The sequence below is a fragment of the Pseudarthrobacter sp. TAF60_1 genome, from assembly GCF_052113505.1.
GTDB lineage: Bacteria > Actinomycetota > Actinomycetes > Actinomycetales > Micrococcaceae > Arthrobacter.
In genome coordinates this window covers 483,270-501,640 of record NZ_JBFRDI010000003.1, presented here as the reverse complement: position 1 = coordinate 501,640, position 18,371 = coordinate 483,270, and the positions used below count along the sequence as shown (strand labels likewise).

22 protein-coding genes are annotated in these 18,371 nt (G+C 65.0%); 6 read left to right on the top strand and 16 right to left on the bottom strand.

Going from position 1 to position 18,371, the window contains the following annotated elements:
- From AB4Y73_RS05870 to fabF, 6 genes are all read left to right on the top strand, one after another.
- The coding region (locus tag AB4Y73_RS05870; RefSeq protein WP_441869754.1) for a transketolase-like TK C-terminal-containing protein at positions 1-893 on the top strand (893 nt) is incomplete at its 5' end.
- Positions 894-1,078: 185 nt separating this feature from the next.
- Positions 1,079-2,323 (top strand): PucR family transcriptional regulator, encoded by a 1,245-nt coding sequence (locus AB4Y73_RS05865; protein WP_441869751.1) that lies wholly within the window; start codon positions 1,079-1,081, stop codon positions 2,321-2,323.
- Positions 2,324-2,411: 88 nt separating this feature from the next.
- Positions 2,412-3,341 (top strand): ACP S-malonyltransferase, encoded by a 930-nt coding sequence (locus AB4Y73_RS05860; RefSeq protein WP_441869748.1) that lies wholly within the window; start codon positions 2,412-2,414, stop codon positions 3,339-3,341.
- Positions 3,338-4,399, top strand: a complete 1,062-nt coding sequence (locus AB4Y73_RS05855; protein ID WP_441869745.1) for a beta-ketoacyl-ACP synthase III — start codon at positions 3,338-3,340, stop codon at positions 4,397-4,399. Before AB4Y73_RS05860 ends, AB4Y73_RS05855 begins: the two co-directional genes overlap by 4 nt.
- An 82-nt stretch (positions 4,400-4,481) precedes the next feature.
- The gene (locus AB4Y73_RS05850) at positions 4,482-4,727 is read left to right on the top strand and encodes an acyl carrier protein (protein WP_354214196.1); all 246 of its coding nucleotides are present in this window, start codon (positions 4,482-4,484) and stop codon (positions 4,725-4,727) included.
- Positions 4,728-4,881: 154 nt separating this feature from the next.
- Entirely contained in the window at positions 4,882-6,120 is a 1,239-nt protein-coding gene (gene fabF, locus AB4Y73_RS05845) for a beta-ketoacyl-ACP synthase II (RefSeq protein ID WP_441869741.1), read from the top strand.
- Positions 6,121-6,232: 112 nt separating this feature from the next.
- Here the strand turns inward: fabF and AB4Y73_RS05840 are convergent, their stop codons facing one another.
- From AB4Y73_RS05840 to AB4Y73_RS05765, 16 genes are all read right to left on the bottom strand, one after another.
- The gene (locus tag AB4Y73_RS05840) at positions 6,233-6,736 is read right to left on the bottom strand and encodes a DUF3145 domain-containing protein (RefSeq protein WP_056349065.1); all 504 of its coding nucleotides are present in this window, start codon (positions 6,734-6,736) and stop codon (positions 6,233-6,235) included.
- A gap of 270 nt (positions 6,737-7,006) precedes the next feature.
- A complete protein-coding gene (locus AB4Y73_RS05835) occupies positions 7,007-7,933 on the bottom strand; it encodes a tyrosine recombinase XerC (protein WP_441869737.1) in 927 nt (308 codons plus the stop codon).
- A gap of 48 nt (positions 7,934-7,981) precedes the next feature.
- Entirely contained in the window at positions 7,982-9,169 is a 1,188-nt protein-coding gene (gene dprA / locus AB4Y73_RS05830; protein ID WP_441869734.1) for a DNA-processing protein DprA, read from the bottom strand.
- 13 nt (positions 9,170-9,182) lie between these two features.
- On the bottom strand, positions 9,183-10,727 hold the full coding sequence (locus tag AB4Y73_RS05825) for a YifB family Mg chelatase-like AAA ATPase (protein WP_441869731.1): 1,545 nt from the start codon (positions 10,725-10,727) through the stop codon (positions 9,183-9,185).
- A complete protein-coding gene (locus AB4Y73_RS05820; RefSeq protein ID WP_441869728.1) occupies positions 10,728-11,084 on the bottom strand; it encodes a YraN family protein in 357 nt (118 codons plus the stop codon).
- Between the two features lie 130 nt (positions 11,085-11,214).
- The gene (locus tag AB4Y73_RS05815) at positions 11,215-11,541 is read right to left on the bottom strand and encodes a DUF2469 domain-containing protein (protein WP_111909356.1); all 327 of its coding nucleotides are present in this window, start codon (positions 11,539-11,541) and stop codon (positions 11,215-11,217) included.
- Between the two features lie 75 nt (positions 11,542-11,616).
- Positions 11,617-12,372, bottom strand: a complete 756-nt coding sequence (locus AB4Y73_RS05810) for a ribonuclease HII (protein ID WP_441869724.1) — start codon at positions 12,370-12,372, stop codon at positions 11,617-11,619.
- A gap of 2 nt (positions 12,373-12,374) precedes the next feature.
- Positions 12,375-13,193, bottom strand: a complete 819-nt coding sequence (gene lepB / locus AB4Y73_RS05805) for a signal peptidase I (RefSeq protein ID WP_441869722.1) — start codon at positions 13,191-13,193, stop codon at positions 12,375-12,377.
- Positions 13,194-13,871 (bottom strand): signal peptidase I, encoded by a 678-nt coding sequence (gene lepB / locus AB4Y73_RS05800; protein ID WP_441869719.1) that lies wholly within the window; start codon positions 13,869-13,871, stop codon positions 13,194-13,196.
- 84 nt (positions 13,872-13,955) lie between these two features.
- Entirely contained in the window at positions 13,956-14,315 is a 360-nt protein-coding gene (gene rplS, locus AB4Y73_RS05795; RefSeq protein ID WP_190989828.1) for a 50S ribosomal protein L19, read from the bottom strand.
- 249 nt (positions 14,316-14,564) lie between these two features.
- Positions 14,565-15,413 carry a tRNA (guanosine(37)-N1)-methyltransferase TrmD gene (gene trmD / locus AB4Y73_RS05790; protein WP_441869715.1) on the bottom strand — a complete coding sequence of 283 codons (849 nt, stop codon included), beginning with the start codon at positions 15,411-15,413 and terminating at the stop codon, positions 14,565-14,567.
- The gene (rimM, locus tag AB4Y73_RS05785; protein ID WP_441869831.1) at positions 15,414-15,959 is read right to left on the bottom strand and encodes a ribosome maturation factor RimM; all 546 of its coding nucleotides are present in this window, start codon (positions 15,957-15,959) and stop codon (positions 15,414-15,416) included.
- Between the two features lie 112 nt (positions 15,960-16,071).
- Positions 16,072-16,314: an RNA-binding protein gene (locus AB4Y73_RS05780; protein ID WP_056349097.1), complete on the bottom strand. Its 243-nt coding sequence runs from the start codon at positions 16,312-16,314 to the stop codon at positions 16,072-16,074.
- Between the two features lies 1 nt (position 16,315).
- Entirely contained in the window at positions 16,316-16,732 is a 417-nt protein-coding gene (gene rpsP, locus AB4Y73_RS05775; protein ID WP_441869712.1) for a 30S ribosomal protein S16, read from the bottom strand.
- A 207-nt stretch (positions 16,733-16,939) separates the two neighbouring features.
- Positions 16,940-17,377: a hypothetical protein gene (locus AB4Y73_RS05770; protein ID WP_441869828.1), complete on the bottom strand. Its 438-nt coding sequence runs from the start codon at positions 17,375-17,377 to the stop codon at positions 16,940-16,942.
- Positions 17,378-17,492: 115 nt separating this feature from the next.
- Complete coding sequence (locus tag AB4Y73_RS05765; RefSeq protein WP_441869709.1) at positions 17,493-18,368, bottom strand: VOC family protein; 876 nt, start codon at positions 18,366-18,368, stop codon at positions 17,493-17,495.
- Positions 18,369-18,371: the final 3 nt, after the last annotated feature.

Sequence of the window (18,371 nt, the reverse complement as noted above, 5' to 3'; positions counted from 1 at the left end):
ACTCCATGTTCGGCTTCCAACGCACCGGAGACGCCTTCTGGGCCGCCGGGGACCAAATGGCCCGCGGCTTCGTCATCGGCGCCACCGCAGGCCGGACCACCCTGACCGGCGAAGGCCTCCAGCACGCCGACGGCCACTCCCCGCTGCTGGCCTCCACGAACCCGGCAGTGGTCACCTACGACCCCGCGTTCGGATACGAAATCGGCCACATCATGCGCGACGGCATCGAGCGCATGTACGGACCGGATTCCACTGACCGGAACCTGATGTACTACCTCACCGTGTACAACGAGCCGATCACCCAGCCCGCGGAACCCGAGGACCTCGACGTCGAAGGCGTCCTCAAGGGCATCTACCTGCTCGCCCCGGCAAAGATCGACGGTCCCCGGACCCAGATCCTGGCCTCCGGCGTCTCGGTCCCCTGGGCCATCGAAGCCCAGCGGATCCTCGCCGAAGACTGGGGCGTCTCCGCCGACGTCTGGTCCGTCACGTCCTGGAACGAACTGCGCCGAGACGGCATGGCCGCCGAGGAAGAAGCCTTCCTCAACCCCGGCAAGCCCGCCCGCGTGCCGTTCGTGACCCAGCAACTCGCAGGCGCCACCGGCCCCGTGGTTGCCGTCTCGGACTACATGAAGGCCGTCCCGGACCAGATCCGCCAGTTCGTCCCGAACGAATTCGCAACCCTCGGCGCGGACGGCTTCGGCTTCTCCGACACCCGCGCAGCAGCCCGCCGCTTCTTCAAAAACGACATCCACTCCATCGTGGTCCGTTCCCTGGAGTTGCTGGCGCGCCGCGGTGAAGTTGATGCCCAGGCCCCGGCCCAGGCCATCGAAAAGTACCGGCTGCACAACGTCAATGCCGGTTCCACCGGCAATGCAGGCGGCGAGTCCTGATCCGCTGCCGCTGATCAACAGTCCGCGGAATTGAACGACGACGGCGGCCCCCACCGAAAGGCGAGGGCCGCCGTCGTCGTTCCCTTGCGTTCGGCGGGCGGGCTTCCGCCTGTGACGCAGGTCCGCCGCTGTTGTAGCCTTCGCACAAAATGGAGCTTGCGCGGCGGGCGCCGTATGCTCAGAAGATGCCTGAGCCAACCACCCCGACCGCGAAGCGCAAGCCAGCCTCGCGCAGTACCGCGCCGGAGAAGTCCGAGACCCTGAAAAAACTCAAGGCGAGCGTCGGCCAGCTGTCCACCACCACGCTCCGACAGCTGGAGAAGTCACTCCCCTGGTACTCGCGGCTCAGCTCAGACGAGCGTTCGGCTCTGGGTATGGTGGCGCAAAACGGCATCGCCGCGTTTGTCACCTGGTATGAGCGGCCCAGCTCGCCGTCGTGGATCCTCTCCGACGTCTTCGGTACGGCTCCCACAGAGCTCACCAGGTCCATCAGCCTGCAGAAGGCCCTCCAGCTCATCCGGATCGTGGTGGAAGTGGTGGAGGACCAAGTGCCGGTGATCGCCCCCGAAGCGGACCAGCCCTCGCTGCGCGAAGCCGTACTGCGGTACTCGCGGGAAGTGGCATTCGCCGCCGCGGACGTCTATGCCAGGGCCGCCGAATCGCGGGGCTCCTGGGACACACGGCTCGAGGCCCTGATCGTGGACGCCATCCTGCGGGGTGAAAACACCGACGCCCTGCGGTCCCGGATCGCCGCACTCGGCTGGAAAGCGCAGGAGCGTTTCACCGTGATGGTGGGAAATTCCCCGTCAGAGCCAAGCGCCAGCTATGTCAGCGAGCTCCGCCGCCTTGCCGGCCGCTACGCAGAAGATGCATTGGTGGGCATTCAGGGTGACAGGCTGATCCTGATCCTCGGCGGGGTCCAGGACCGCGAGACCGCCTACCTGAAGCTCAGCGAAATGTTCGCGCCCGGACCCGTGGTCTATGGCGCCGAAGCCGGCTCCTTGCTGGCAGCCAGCGGATCAGCCCAGTCCGCTTTCGCAGGCCTTACCGCCGCACGCGCCTGGCCCTCCGCGCCCCGGCCGGTAGCAGCCGATGACCTACTGCCCGAACGCGTCATTTCCGGTGACGAAGCTGCCCGCCGCTCCCTCGTCAAGAACATCTACCGCCCGCTGGTGGCTGCCTCGAACGGACTAGTGGAAACGCTGGGAACCTACCTTGAATTGGGCCATTCACTGGAGGCGACGGCGCGGGAACTGTTCGTCCACGCCAACACCGTCAGGTACCGGCTCAAGCGTGTCTGCGACGTCACGGGCTGGGATCCGCTCCTGCCCCGCGAAGCGTTCGTCCTGCAGGCAGCCCTTGTGGTGGGGCGTCTGGCAGCGCCGCCAAAAGCGCCCACCGAACGTAATCCGGCGCGGAATCAGTCCTGACTCGTTGTAGACTTCCTACAATCTGACCCCGTGAGCTTGGTGCAGAGAAACACCGCTCAACGACACAGTAATTTGGAAAGCTGGTTAAGTGCTTGCAATAGTCTGCCCTGGACAGGGCTCACAGACCCCGGGTTTTCTGGCCCCCTGGCTGGAACTGCCTTCGGTAGCCGGCCAGCTGGCCTCCCTCAGCGAGATTGCAGGCATCGACCTGACAGCCCACGGGACCACCTCGGATGAGGAGACCATCAAGGACACCGCCGTCGCGCAGCCCCTGATCGTCGCTGCCGGACTGGTCGCCGCAAAGTCCCTGTTCGACGTCGAACTTGGCTCCCTCCCGGTGATCCTCGCCGGCCACTCTGTCGGTGAGATCACTGCTTCGGCCCTGGCTGGAGTGCTCACTGAACAGGAAGCCATGACGTTTGTGCGTGAACGCGCCAACAGTATGGCCGCGGCTGCGGCCGTGACACCCACCGGCATGAGCGCCGTGGTGGGCGGGGACCCGGCAGAGGTCATGGCCGCCATCGAGGCATCCGGAGCCACACCGGCCAACGTCAACGGCGCCGGCCAGACGGTCGCTGCGGGGACGTTCGAACAGCTCAAAGCACTGGCTGACAACCCGCCTGCGAAGGCACGCGTCATCCCGCTGAAGGTGGCCGGAGCTTTCCACACCTCGCACATGTCCCCCGCTGTGAGCGCCCTCGAGTCCCTGAAGCCGCACCTCAAGCCGCAGAAGCCGCAGGTGCCGCTGCTGTCCAACTTCGACGGCCGCGAAGTGATCGACGGCGGGGCCGCCGTCGAGAGCCTCATCGCCCAGGTCTCGCGGCCGGTCCGCTGGGACCTGTGCATGGAAACGCTGATGCAGCGTGGCGTGACTGGCCTTATCGAGCTCGCGCCGGCAGGAACGCTGGCAGGTCTCGCCAAGCGGGGCATGCCCGGCGTCAAGACCGTTGCAGTCAAAACCCCGGACGACCTCACGGCCGCGCTGGCACTCTTCGCAGAATTGGAGGGAGACGCATGAGCGTTCCCACGCTGAACCAGTCACCTGTCAACCAGTACAGCCGCATCCTCGGCCTGGGCGCCTACCGGCCGGACCTCATCGTCACCAACGAGGACGTCTGCCAGTGGATTGATTCCTCTGACGAATGGATCCGCCAGCGCACCGGCATCATTACGCGCCACCGTGCCTCCGCTGACGTCAGCGTCATTGACATGGCAGCAGGGGCAGCGCAGGAGGCCTTGCAGAAGGCAGAAATCGAAGCCTCTCAACTCGGTGCCGTCATCGTATCCACTGTCACCCACCCCTACGCCACGCCGTCAGCAGCTGCTGCAGTGGCCGACCGGATCGGCGCGACGCCGGCACCCGCCTTTGATATCTCAGCCGCGTGTGCCGGGTACTGCTACGGCATCGCGCAGGCTGATGCCTTGGTTCGTTCCGGTGCTGCAACGTACGTACTGGTGGTTGGGGCCGAAAAGCTCTCGGACGTCATCGACAACCGGGAACGAACTATCTCCTTCCTGCTGGGAGACGGCGCCGGCGCTGTTGTCATCGGCCCTTCGGACACTCCGGGCATCGGCCCTTCGGTGTGGGGCTCGGACGGCAGCAAGTGGGACGCGATCGGCATGACGCGTTCCATGCTTGATGTCCGCGACCTCAGCATGGCCGCCCGCCAGTCTGATGAATCCGGCGACTTCGCCCTCTTGGAAGAGGCGCAGGAACTCTACCCCACGCTGCGCCAGGACGGCCAGACCGTCTTCCGCTGGGCAGTCTGGGAAATGGCCAAGATGGCACAACAGGCGTTGGAAGTCGCCGGCGTCAAAGCTGAAGACCTGGTGGCCTTCATTCCGCACCAGGCCAACATGCGGATCATCGATGAGATGGTCAAGAAGCTCAAGCTTCCCGAGTCTGTCGTTGTTGCCCGGGACATCGCCGATGCCGGGAACACCTCGGCCGCGTCCATCCCCCTGGCAACCCACCGCCTGCTCAAGGAAAATCCTGAGCTCAGCGGCGGCCTCGCACTCCAGATCGGCTTCGGCGCCGGCCTGGTGTTCGGCGCCCAGGTGATCGTCCTTCCTTAAAACTTCCCACACAGGCCGCACCCCCGCGGGCTGAACCGTTTCCGGCATCCCCTGCCGGCAATAACAAGAAAAGGAGCCGTCAATGGCTAGCAATGAAGAGATCCTGACCGGCTTGGCTGAAATCGTCAACGAAGAAACCGGCCTTGCCCCCGAGGCTGTGGAACTGGACAAGTCCTTCACCGAGGACTTGGACATCGACTCCATCTCCATGATGACCATCGTGGTCAACGCCGAGGAAAAGTTCGGCGTGCGCATCCCCGACGAAGAGGTCAAGAACCTCAAGACCGTGGGCGACGCCGTCAGCTTCATCGCAGGCGCACAGGCCTAGTCAAGGCTTCAGCCCCTTACGGCTGACAGGACTGCCGGTCCGCCCAACAGGCGCGGCCGGCAGTCCACCCTATTTCCGGGCATCCAACTGCCCAACACGCGGGACCCCGCCGGAGTTACCGGATACGGCCTGCCCACCGACAGAGAGTGATCCAATGACACGCAAAGTAGTCATTACCGGTCTGGGTGCCACCACACCCATCGGCGGCGACGTGCCAACAATGTGGAACAACGCATTGAAGGGCGTCTCCGGTGCCCGTACCCTGGAGGACGAATGGGTTGCCAAGTACGAACTGCCCGTCCACTTCGCCGCACGTTGCAGCACTCCTGCCCTGGATGTCCTGAGCCGCGTTGAAGCGAAGCGGATGGACCCGTCCACCCAGTTTGGCGTCATCGCCGCCCGTGAGGCCTGGGCTGATTCCGGCATCACGGAAATTGACCATGACCGCCTTGCGGTCGCCTTCGCCACCGGAATCGGCGGTGTCTGGACCCTGCTGGACGCCTGGGACACCCTGAAGGAAAAAGGGCCCCGCCGCGTCCTCCCCATGACGGTTCCCATGCTGATGCCCAACGGCGTCGCAGCAGCCGTCAGCCTCGACCTGGGCGCCCGCGCCGGCGCCCACACCCCTGTTTCAGCCTGCGCTTCCGGCACCGAGGCCCTCCACCTGGGCCTGGACCTGATCCGCTCCGGCAAGGCCGATGTGGTCATGTGCGGCGGCGCCGAGGCAGCCATCCACCCCATGCCCCTGGCTGCGTTCGCTTCCATGCAGGCCCTCTCCCGCCGCAACGACGACCCCCAGGGGGCCTCCCGCCCGTACGACCTGGGCCGCGACGGCTTTGTGATGGGCGAAGGCGCCGGTGCGCTGGTCCTCGAAGCCGAAGAACATGCCCTCGCCCGCGGCGCGCGCATCTACGCCGAACTGGCCGGCACCTCCGTGACCGCGGATGCCTACCACATCACGGCTCCTGACCCCCAGGGGCTCGGTGCCACCCGCGCGCTCAAGGCAGCCATGTTCGACGGCCGCATCCAGGCCGAGGATGTAGTCCACGTCAACGCACACGCCACCTCCACCCCGGTCGGAGATAAGCCAGAGTACACGGCCCTACGTGCCGCCCTGGGGAATCACATCGACAACGTTGCAGTCTCAGCCACGAAGTCGCAGATGGGCCACCTGCTGGGCGCGTCAGGCGCTGTAGAGGCGGTACTCACGGTGCTGGCAGTCTACGAACGCAAGGCACCGGTGACCATCAACCTCGAGAACCAGGATCCGGAGATCCCGCTCGACGTGGTCACCAAGACGGCCCGCGAACTGCCGGCCGGCGACATCGTCGCGCTGAGCAACTCGTTCGGCTTCGGCGGCCACAACGCCGTCATCGCCGTACGCAGCATCTAGGATGCAATACCGCTGATACCCAGAGGAGGCCCCGCCATTGTGCATTGCACGATGGCGGGGCCTCCTTTTTGCTATGGAAATTGAAGTGCGACGGCGGGGCGTCCGGCGGTTGTCAGCCCACCTGGTGCAGCCAGCGTACCGGTGCGCCCTCCGCGGCGTGCCGGAAGGGCTCGAGTTCCTCATCCCATGCCTCACCAAGGGCCAGAGAGAGCTCGTGGTACACGGCAGACGGATCCCCGGCGCCCGATTCGTAGGCGTAGCGGATCCTGTCCTCTGAGACCATGATGTTGCCGTGGACGTCAGTGGTGGCGTGGAAGATCCCCAGCTCGGGGGTGTGCGACCAGCGGCCGCCATCAACGCCCTGGCTCGGTTCCTCGGTGACCTCATAGCGCAGATGGGCCCAGCCACGAAGCGAGGACGCGAGCAAGGAACCCGTGCCCGGGGTACCCGTCCAGGAGAGCTCCGCCCTAAACATTCCGGGCGCAGCAGGTTGAGGGGTCCACTCAAGATCCGTTCGCTTATCCACGACGGATCCAATAGCCCACTCGACATGCGGGCACAGTGCCGTAGGTGCCGAGTGTACGAACAGCACACCGCGGGTCATTGCAACAGACATTCCATCCTCCATAGCTGTAGGTACGTCTTCCCCAACGACCTCTGCCTGGATGAAACTGCCTGTGCTGTGGTTCCAGCGGCGGTGTTCCTGCCTGATATTAAGCTGTGTCCGGACTTAGTGTTCCGCGTGAAGCGAAGGAGCTTCAAGCGAAACTTGAAAGTTACCGGACGTGACTCTTATTGTGCCGTACGCCGCGGAATTACGCCAGTGCGATTCACCACAGCTGATGCGAAGGGCGTTTTGACGTTCCTGGGCGGGGCCCGGCGGTGTTCATGCTCGCGGATGGGCCTGCTGGTAACTTCTCCGCAGCCGCTCCACCGATACGTGCGTGTAGATCTGGGTGGTGGCCAGGCTGCTGTGGCCCAGGATTTCCTGGACAGCCCGAAGGTCCGCCCCGCCGTCGAGCAGGTGCGTGGCTGCAGTGTGCCTGAGGGCGTGCGGGCCAGTTGCTGAGGTGTCACCCAAGGCCTCGAAGAGGTCTTTGACCACGCTCCGGACCTGGCGTTGGTCAACCCGGTTGCCTCTTGAGCCGAGGAACAGGGCCGGACCGCTGTGGTCCGTCGCCAGGAGCGGCCTGCCCCGGCGGAGCCAATCGTCGACGGCGACTGCTGCCGGAACGCCATAGGGGACCGCCCGTTCCTTGTTGCCCTTGCCGAGGACGCGGAGGGTGCGGCGGTCCGGGTTGAGATCGTCAACGTCCAAGCCGGCCAACTCCCCCACGCGGAGCCCGGTGGCGTAAAGGACTTCCACCATGGCGCGGTTCCGCACCGGAACGGGCGAGCCCTCCGCGGCTGCCTCCTCCAGGCTGCTGAGCAGCCGCAGGACCTGCTGGGACTGGAGAACGCCCGGCAGCGACTTTTCGGCTTTGGGCGCCCTCAACCGCAGGGCAGGGTCTACTTCGATGAGCTCTTCCCGCATGGCCCAAGTGGTGAAGGACCGTGCTGTGGCAGACCTCCGTGCCAGCGTGGAACGGGACATACCGGCCTGGCTCTGGGCGCCCAGCCAGCTGCGGAAAGTGCCCAACTCCAATTCCGGCAGATCCGTGGCCCCCTCCGAGGCGGCGTATTCCATGAAGCTTCGCAGGTCGGAGAGGTAGGCCCGGCGGGTGTGCTCCGACCGTGCCCGCTCTGCCGCCAGATACCGGCCGAAGCCGGCAAGCGCCCGCTCAAACGGCGGCGGAAGTTCCTGATTCTCCACCGTTCCACTGTCCCAGAATGCCTCGGCAAATCCGGTCCGTGACACAGGCTATTGGCCGGAATCCTTGGCGCGCTTCCACCCGCCGCGCTCGGAGACGGCAAGCCCCAGCAGCCCGAGCCTGCCCAGCCCGGCACGAACCGATTCGACGCTGAGGCCCGCGACTGCGCAGAGTTTCTCCACCGAGGTGGTGGATCGCAGGGGCAGAGCATCGAGGAGGATCAGGTCCTCCAAGGTCAGGCCGTCGTGCACGGCCGCACGCCCGGTTCCCGGCTCGGACAGAGCATCCCCGCTAGGCGAAGCCAGTTCGGCGATCTCTGCGGCGTCAGTCACGCAGACGGCGCCGCCATCCCGGAGCAGCCGATGGCAGCCGGCGGAGTTTGCACTATGGACGGAGCCAGGGACTGCCCCGACTGCCCGGCCAAGACTCTCAGCGTGGTGGGCGGTATTCAGCGCTCCGGACCGCCACCGGGCTTCCACCACCACTGTCACGGCTGCCAGGGCAGCGATCAGCCTGTTCCGCTGAAGAAACCGGTAGCGGGTAGGCGCCGATCCCGGCGGGGCCTCGGCGATCACTGCCCCCTGGTTGCAGACGGCACGAAGAAGGTCCTCGTTGCCGGACGGGTAGAACCGGTCCACTCCACCCGCCATGACAGCGATGGTGGGCAGCGGCCCGGACCCACCGGCCAGCGCAGCCCGGTGGGCATGGGCGTCAATGCCGTACGCGCCTCCGGAAACCACTGTGAAGCCCCGCTGCGCCAGAGAGTATGCCAGGTCCCCTGTCACCGACGCGCCATAACTGGTGCTGTCGCGGGAACCCACCAGCGCCACGCTGCGGGCCAAGGCAGGCAGCTCCTGTTCCAGTCCCCGCCACCACAGGCAAATGGGCTCCTTAATGCCCAGGTCGCCGAGCTGTTCGGGCCAAAGCTCATCCGACGGAATGATCACCCGGCCGCCAAGGCGGGCCATGGTGGCCAGATCGCGTTCGGGCGCGAGATCGGGGATGCGCGGCATCCATCGTTTCCGGGCGGCCGTCAACCCGCCCCAGCCGGCTCCCGCACCGTTGTCAGCCAGCAGGCCCGTGATTTCCTGTTCCAGCGCCGGCCCCGCAGGGGCTTGGCCCGTGGCAATCCGCAGGGCATCCTGGGCGCCGACCGCCTGCACGAGCGCAAGGCCCGCCGCGTCCTGGGGTTCCATGAGCCGGGACAGCGCGGCCCGGGCAATCCGTTCGTTATCCATGGGTATCCGTCCTTCATGCAGCTGCCGAGGCAGCCTGCCGCAGGCCAAGGGCCTGGCCGATGTCGTTGGTGTCAGGCGCGTCGCGGTGCGACAGATCCGCCAGCGTCCAGGCGAGCCGCAGGACCCTGTCATAGCCCCTGGCCGTCAGCACGCCCCGCTCAAGGGAGTGATCGAGAATCCGGGTGGCTGATGCCGGCAGCCGTAGGGCACCGCGCAGAATCCGGCCGGGTACCTGGGAGTTTGTTTCCAGCCCGAGCGGACGCAGCCGTTCCACTTGCCGTCTACGGGCGTCGCGGACCCGTCCTGCCACCACCGCGGTGTCCTCCTCGGCCCCCGCCTGGCCAAAGTCAGCCAGTGAAACGCGCTCCACCTGCAGCTGGATGTCCACCCGGTCCAGGAGCGGCCCTGACATCCTTGCCGCGTAGCGGCGTCTCATCATGGGCGTGCAGGTGCAGTCCAGGCCCTTGCCTGAGGCCTTCCCGCAGGGACAGGGATTTGCAGCAAGCACCAGCTGGAAACGGGCAGGATAGGCGGCCGTTCCGGCCGACCTGTGAATGACCAGCTCCCCGCTCTCCAAAGGTTGTCGCAGGGCGTCCAGAACCCGGCGTTCGTATTCCGGGGCTTCGTCGAGGAATAGCACCCCACGATGGGCCCGCGATGCGGCACCGGGGCGGGGCAGGCCGGAACCGCCGCCGATGATTGCGGCAGCGGTGGCCGAGTGATGGGGGTTTTCGAACGGCGGCCGCCGCAGAAGCTGAGCGGTGGACGAGGGCAGACCGCACAGCGAGTGGATGGCGGTAACTTCCATGGCCTCGTTATCGGCCAGGTCCGGCAAGAGCCCAGGCAGCCGTTCCGCAAGCATGGTCTTTCCCGCGCCGGGCGGTCCTGTCAACAGCAGGTGGTGGGCCCCGGCCGCGGCCACTTCAAGCGCGCGCCGGGCATCCCCCTGGCCGGAGACGTCGGCCATGTCCGGGACGGCGCGGGCGGCGGGTGCGGAATCGTCGTGACCGGGTTCATCCTCTGGTTCGAAGTCCAGTGCCAGTTCCTGCGGATCCGCTCCGAAATCGAGGGCAAGCCGGGCGAGGGTCCGGTATCCCCGGACGTTGGCGCCGGGCACCAGCGATGCCTCTGCGAGGTTGGCCTGCGCTACCACCACGTCCTGATAGCCGGCCTGGACAGCTGCCATGACCGCGGGCAGGATGCCGCGTACGGGCCGCAGCCGGCCGTCGAGGCCCAGTTCGGCGATGAAGACAGTCCGCTCGGTGGCTTGAATATCGTTCGCGGCTCTCAGGACCGCCATAGTGACGGCCAGGTCAAAACCCGAACCGCGCTTGGGCAGCGACGCGGGGATGAGGTTGGCCGTGATCTTCCGCCGGCTCAAAGGAATACCGGAATTTTTGGCGGCCGACCGTATCCGCTCTTTGGCCTCATTGAGGGCTGCGTCCGGCAGGCCGAGGATCACGAATGCCGGCAAAGTCTGCCCAATGTCAGCTTCGACTTCGACAATGTATCCGTTCAACCCCACCAGCGCCACCGAGTAGGTCCTGCCCAGTGCCATCTACCCCACCCCCTTGAGGTGTTCCACCAGGGGTTCGCCGCCGCCGTCGTCCACCACGGCAACCACGTCCACCCGCCGCAACGGCATCCTCAGCTCCCGGTCCCGGCACCACGCCGCTCCGAGCCGATGCAGGCGGGCGAGCTTAGCTGCACCCACAGCTTCAAAGGGGTGCCCATAGTCCAGGGATCGCCGGGTCTTCACCTCAGCGATCACCAAGGCGTCCCCGTCCAGGGCCACGATGTCGATTTCGCCTTCGGTGCAGCGCCAGTTCCGCTCCACCACCAGCATGCCCAGCGATTCAAGATAGCCGACGGCGAGTTCCTCGCCGCGCTGGCCCAACAGGTCTTTGGCTTTCATATCTACCTCCGCTCCAAGCCTGCGGGGGCTGGACAGTGGGCGGCAGAAAGCTAGGCGCTTATGTGGGTAACCTCAGAAGAAACCGCCTGATTGAGAGGTTTGTGGAGGAGGAGTGGCAGTTCGGGCGGCGTCAGTTGCCGAGGTCAACGTCCTTCGGCAGGGCGAGTTCCTCGTTGCGCGGCAATTCTTCGACGTTGACGTCCTTGAAGGTCAGCACCCGGACGGTCTTCACAAACCGGGCCGAGCGGTAGACGTCCCACACCCAGGCGTCCTGCAGCGTCAGGTCGAAATACACTTCGCCGTCGGCGCTGCGGGCCTGGAGATCAACATGGTTGGCGAGGTAGAAGCGGCGCTCCGTTTCGACAACGTAGCTGAAGAGCCCGACGACATCCCGGTATTCACGGTAGAGCTGCAGCTCCATGTCGGTTTCATAGTTTTCAAGATCCTCAGCGCTCATGCTTCCATCTTGCACCATTGAGGACACCGGGGCGCCCCGGGCGCGGCATCACGCGTTCTAACCGGATGCCGGGACTCAGAGGTCCCCGCCGAGGAGGTTCCAGCTCACCCGGTGGTAGGGGGTGGCCCCGGCAGCCCGCAGGGCGTCGCGGTGGATCGCCGTGGCGTATCCCTTATTGACGTCCCATCCATAACCGGGGTATTCAATGTGTAGTCCGCGCATTTGCTGGTCGCGCTCCACTTTGGCGATCACACTGGCGGCCGCCACGCTCAAGCACTGCATATCCGCCTTGACCTTGGTATGGACCGGAGCCTCGCAGCCGCGTTCCAGCACTGGCTCCTCGAACAAGGACAGCTGTCCCGCCGGCGAGAGCCAATTGTGGCTGCCATCGAGCAGCACAACGTCGGGGCTCACTCCGGTGGCGAGGATTTCCAACCAGGCGCGGGTCCCTGCAAGCCGCAGGGCCGCGATGATTCCCAGCGCGTCGATCTCCTGGGCGGAGGCGTGGCCCACCGCGGAAGCCACACTCCAGCTCCGCACCAAAGGTTCCAGTCGCTCCCTCTCCGGGGGGCTCAGCAGTTTGCTGTCACGTACGCCAGAGAGCGGCTTCTGGGTGAAGAGGTCGACGACGGCAATTCCTACACTGACGGGCCCGGCGAGGGCGCCGCGTCCCACCTCGTCGACGCCGGCAAGGTAGCGGGCACCCTGGGCCTTGAAGGTTCGCTCATGCCGAAGCGTAGGAGCTTTGGAACGGGGCCCCGCCGCCGGGCGTGCCGACGCCCCGACAGAAGCGGCTGGAGCGGCTGGAGGAGCTGGCGGAGCTGTAGACACTGTTATTTCCCTGCGGGCACGTTCCGGTAGACGTCCGGGTAGTTCTCCAGGACAGAGATCCGGTTAAGCGGCCAGGCGATGACGGCCGCTTTGCCCTCCACGTCCACAAGGTCGACGAATCCACCGTTGACCTCCTGATGCGAGCGGGAATCAGCCGAATGGTTACGGTTATCGCCCATGACCCAGACCTTCCCTTCCGGAACGACGACGTCAAAGCCACGGACCTGGGGTTCCTCGGCGGTGTTGACGTAGGTTTCATCAAGCGGAGTGCCGTTGATGGTCAGCTTGCTGGCGTCGTCACAGCAGATCACGTGATCTCCGGGGAGCCCGATGACCCGCTTGACGAGGTGCTGTTCCGAACTGTCGGGCAGCAGCCCAACGAAGGTCAGGCCGTCCTGCACCCACGTAAACGGGCCGGACTCTTTCTCCGGCGCCGCGGCCAACCAGCCCTGGGTGTCGCGGAAGACCACCACATCACCGCGCGAAAGGGAGAACGGCTCGGGCACCAGAAGATTTACAAAGATTCGGTCGTTAACGTCCAGGGTGTTCACCATTGACTCGGAGGGGATGTAGAACGCCCGGAACAGGAAAGTTTTAATCAGAAAGGACAGCACCACGGCAATCACCACCACTGTGGCGACTTCCTTCAGCCACACAAAGATTGGGCTGCGCGCCCCGTCTTTGGCCTTCGAAGATCCGCGCGTGCTCTGTTCCGGCGACGACGGCGGTGCCGCAGTACCGCCGTCGGTAACTGGCTGAGCGGCAGTTCCCGCGACGCCATCACGAGGCGTCTCAGGTGTCGGCGCATTGTTCTCGGGCATCTACGGTCCGTTCTCTGTTGTTGGTCCTGCCGCGTACGGCCGTGGTACTTCTGCAAATCTATCAAGCGGCCAGAGAATTTGGACCGGCCTGCCGATAACCCTGGCCAGCGGCACCATACCGCCCCCCGGCGCGCCCAGCAGACTGCGTGAATCAGCTGAGACCGAACGGTGGTCGCCCAGGAGCCAGAGCCTTCCTTCGGGGACCACGGCAGTGAAAACCTGAGTGCTCGCCTTGTCCCCGGGAAAGAGGTACGGCTCCGCAAGCGCCGCCCCGTTCACGGTGAGTTTCCCGTCCGCATCGCAGCAGACCACCGTATCCCCAGGAAGACCGATCACCCTCTTGACATACGTCGTGTCACTCCCGGTCAGTCCCAGCCACTGACCAGCCGCAGTGACGGAATCCAGCACCGGGCCCTTCCCGCTGTTCAGCGGGGCAAACGATCCCCGGCCGTCAAAGACCACGATGTCGCCCCGGCGGATCGGCTCGTTGTGGAAGTCGGTCCTGGAGACCAGGATGCGGTCGCCGCCCTCAAGCACGGGCTCCATGGAGTCGGAGGGAATGAAATAAACATCAAGCCAGAGCGAACGCACCAGTCCGCTGATACCCACCGCGAGGAGAAGCGCCAGGAACACAAAACGCCAGCCCATTCTTCTGGGCTGGCGTTTCGTCTGGTCCATGATCCGCATTTCCTGGGGCGCTGTTGCTAGTGGCTCTGGCGCTGGCCTGGCACGGCTGGGCCCTGCTTTGTAGGTCCCGGGGACTTACTTGGCGGTTTGGAAGTCGCGCTTTTCCTTGATCTTTGCAGCCTTACCGCGCAGTTCACGCATGTAGTAAAGCTTGGCGCGGCGCACGTCACCCTTGGTGACGAGTTCGATCTTGTCGATGATCGGGGAGTGAACCGGGAAGGTACGCTCCACGCCGACGCCGAAGGAGACCTTGCGGACCGTGAAGGTCTCGCGGATGCCGTCGCCCTGGCGGCCCAGGACGAAGCCCTGGAAAACCTGGACACGGGAGTTCTTACCTTCGATGATGTTCACGTGCACCTTGAGGGTGTCACCCGCGCGGAACTCGGGAACGTCGGTGCGCAGCGAGGCTGCATCTACTGAATCGAGAATATGCATAATTGCACTCCTGGTGAACGCCACAGGTCATTCACTTTGGGTCACGGCCGGCAAGCCCGGAGCGCAGAACGCTCTGGAGATTACCGCCGAAAGTTAAGTGGTCCGGCTCCCTCACTGATTGAAAGCACCGGGTTGTCTTAGCTGTTGGTTGCGCTCCCCCTGTGGCAGGTGCGGACCCAGCAGACACAAGGACTAATTTTGCCACACTCGCGGGCCTTCAGCCAATTGCCGTGCCTGCGGGCCGGGCGCTTAGGCGGAAGCATCAGCTCCGGCGTCGCGCTGGGCGCCGTCGCCGCTTGCCCCGGCCACGGAGGGCCGGGTACGGAGCCGACCGTCGACGACGTCGTACCCGAGGTCGTAGAGGGCGTTCCGGTCGGCACGGGGCAGCTTTCCGGCGTCGAACGTTTCGAGCAGGTCGGGGCGGCGTTCGGCCGTTCGCCGGTACTGTTCGTGGCGGCGCCACTGCGCGATTTTCCCGTGGTTGCCGCTCAAGAGTACTGCCGGCACCTCCCTGTTCCGCCACACTGACGGCTTGGTGTACACCGGATATTCCAGCAGCCCGTCGGAGTGAGACTCCTCCACCAGGGATTCGGGATTGCCCACCACGCCCGGCAGCAGCCTCCCGATGGCCTCAACCATGGCCAGGACCGCTACTTCGCCACCGTTGAGAACGTAATCGCCCAAACTGACGGGCCGGACCGTAAAGTGCTCCTCCGCCCATTCGATGACTCGCTCGTCAATGCCTTCGTAGCGGCCGCAGGCAAAAACGAGCTGATCCTCGTCGGCGAGCTCATAGGCCAGCGCCTGGGTGAACCGCTCCCCTGCCGGCGACGGAACGATCAGCACCGGCTTGGCCTTGGTGCCCTCGTGGGCATCAGCCACCGCAGCCAGCGCCTGCGCCCACGGCTCCGCCTTCATCACCATGCCGGCACCGCCGCCGTACGGGGTGTCGTCCACGGTGCGGTGTTTGTCAGTGGTGAATCCGCGCAGGTCATGGACACGCAGGTCCAGCAGGCCGTCCTGCCGGGCTTTGCCGATGAGCGACAGCTCCAGGGGCGCCAGGTATTCGGGAAAGATACTGACGACGTCGACCCTCATCTACGCGTTGCCCTCGGATTCGCCGGCGGCGGCGTCGTCGGCGTTGATCTCAAACAGTCCGTCCGGCGGCGTGAGCAGGATGAACCCCTCGGCAACGTTGACTTCCGGCACGATCTGCTCAACAAAGGGGATGAGGATTTCCTTGCCGTCAGCGGCCTCAACCACCAGCAGGTCCTGTACGGGCATGGTGTGCAGAGCCGCAACCTTGCCCACCACACGTGAGCCCACACGGGCTTCGAGGCCAACCAGCTCGTGCTCGTACCAGCCCTCGTCATCGTCCCCGTCCAGCTCTTCGGTTTCGATGAACAGCTTCGCGCCGCGGAGAGTCTCGGCCTGGTTGCGGGTTTCAATGTGCTCGAAGGCGAGCAGGAGGATGTCCTTGTTCCAGCGGGCACTCTCAACTGTCAGGGGCCCGGCTGAGGCCGGCTCCACCACAAACTCGGTGCCGGGGACAAAGCGGTCTGCCGGGGCATCGGTCAAAACCTGGACCGTTACTTCCCCGCGGATTCCGTGCGGTTTGCCGATTCGTGCCACCTGAAGCTGCATCTGTTCCTCTGTTCCGGTTGTGGGACTATCCACAATGTTCTGATAAAAGCACTCCGGCCCCTCCACCCTGATGGGTGGAAGGGCCGGAGCAAAAACTGATATTGCCGAGCGCTTAGCGGCGGCGGTCGGTGTCGACGACGTCGACCCTTACCGGTTCGCCGTCTGCCAGTGCCGCCACAACTGTGCGCAAAGCACGTGCGGTGCGGCCCTGGCGGCCGATCACCCGTCCCAGGTCATCCTGATGAACGCGGACCTCGAGGGTGTCCCCGCGGCGGTTGTTCTTCGAGCTGACCTTGACATCTTCCGGCGAATCAACGATTCCCCGGACCAGGTGTTCGAGCGCTTCTGCCAGCAATCTACTCAGCCTCGGTGGCTTCTGCTTCGGCCGGGGCCTCAGCTGCGTCAGACTGCTTGGCCTTCTTGGTGATGGCTTCCGGGATGATCACGGAACCCTTTTCCGGGGCAACAAAGGCAGCCTTCGGAGTTTTGGTCTTCAGGGTGCCTTCCTGGCCCGGCAGGCCCTTGAACTTCTGCCAGTCACCGGTGATCTTGAGGATCGCAGCAACCTGCTCGGACGGCTGTGCGCCGACGCCGAGCCAGTACTGGGCACGGTCCGTGTCGACCTCGATGTATGAGGGCTCTTCGGTCGGGTGGTACTTGCCGATCTCTTCGATGGCACGGCCATCACGCTTGGAGCGTGCGTCCATGACGACGATGCGGTAGTACGGTGCGCGCATCTTACCGAAGCGCTTAAGGCGAATCTTTACGGCCACTTTTGTGGTCACTCCTGTTTCAGAAAAGGGGTGAACCGACGTTCTGCACCCGTGGGGCGGGCCATACTTGAGGGTTCGAAGGACAGGATCCGGACGCGGAGAGAGGGGCCACGCAGATCGAGTACGTGTTTATTGTGCCAGATCAGCGTCAGGATTTCGACTTGACACGGGGCGGGGACTGGCGGGCGGACCCTGATAGGCCCGGCGCTAGGACGACCAGACGTACAAACCGGTACGGTCTGCGTGGTCTATTCCGCTGGCGAGCTGGGCTAGTTGGTGCACATACGTCCGGGCGTCGGCTGCATTGAAGGGCATGTCGTCCTGGGCGGCCCATTCTTCGGCGACGTCGTCCAGCACATTGCCCTCACCCTCAGTTTCATAGGTGAGGAGGTCCGCGAGAGCCCGCACCATGGCAGGCGGCACGCCAAGGAGGGAATCGCTGGAAACGTCCACCATGGCGAGTTCATAGCCCTCACCACCGGCGTGGACGGCAGTACCGGCGAGGTCGCCTAGCTGTTCGATCTCGAAGTCACTGACTCCTGGAATCCTTAGTCCGGGTCCCGACGGCGAGCCGCCGGCATCAAGGATCCCGGCACGCTTCAGCGCGGCATCGTGGGTAGCTACAAAGATTTCAGTGAAGCCCATGGGAACAACCCTCATTCCGTCGACGGTGCGGCCCCGACGGGCAGCATCAAATGCAGCCCCGGCCGTTCGAAATCAGCCTAGTACATGGCAGGCCGCACTTCCGGCCAGGGGCGGGTCAGCGGACAGCAACCCGGATATTGTTGCGCCACGGATCCTCGAAGCGCAGCTCGGACCCCGTGTGATGGGAGGCCACGCCGGCGACCTTCAGGCGGTCTGCGAGCGCCCCGACGTCGTCTCCGGACGGCACTTCGATGAGCACCTCGCCGAGCCCGAGGGTGTCCTTGCGGGGTCCGGCGCCGCGGCTGTTCCACACGTTCATGGCCATGTGGTGGTGGTACCCGCCAGCCGACACGAACAGAGCCTGCCCATGCCAGCCCGCCGTCTTTTCAAATCCCAGCGTGCCCACATAGAACTCGTGCGCTGAATGGACGTCGCCCACCTGGAGGTGGATGTGGCCCACTCCCGCTTCGGAGCCCAGCTGGCCGTCCAGGGATTCCTGGCTCAGGTGCTGTTCGAGGTAGCGCTGGGGCGGCAGGGCCAGGCTGTCCATCACCACTTCGGTGCCGTTCCAGGACCAGTTCTTGCGCGGACGGTCCCAGTAGAGTTCGATGCCGTTGCCCTCGGGATCGTTGAAGTAGAAGGCTTCGCTGACCAGGTGGTCAGCACTTCCGGTGAAGAGTCGGGGCTCATACTGGGCGGCGGTGGCCACGGTGGCAGCGAGCGCGGACTGGTCTTCAAAGAGCAGGGCCGTGTGGAACAGGCCGGCCTCTCCCCTGCCGGGCAATTGCAGCGACGGGGCGGGCGCCAAGTGGACCACGGGGCGCCCGCGACGGCCGATGTAGAGGCCGCCGTCTTCTTCGGCGACGACTTCCAGGCCAAGTGCCCGCTGGTAATAGTCGGTCATCAGCTTCATGTCGCCTACCTTGAGCATGACCGTGCCCATGGAGAGGTCGGCAGGAAGAAGATCCTGGCTGGTGGCTTCTGCAGTCATGTG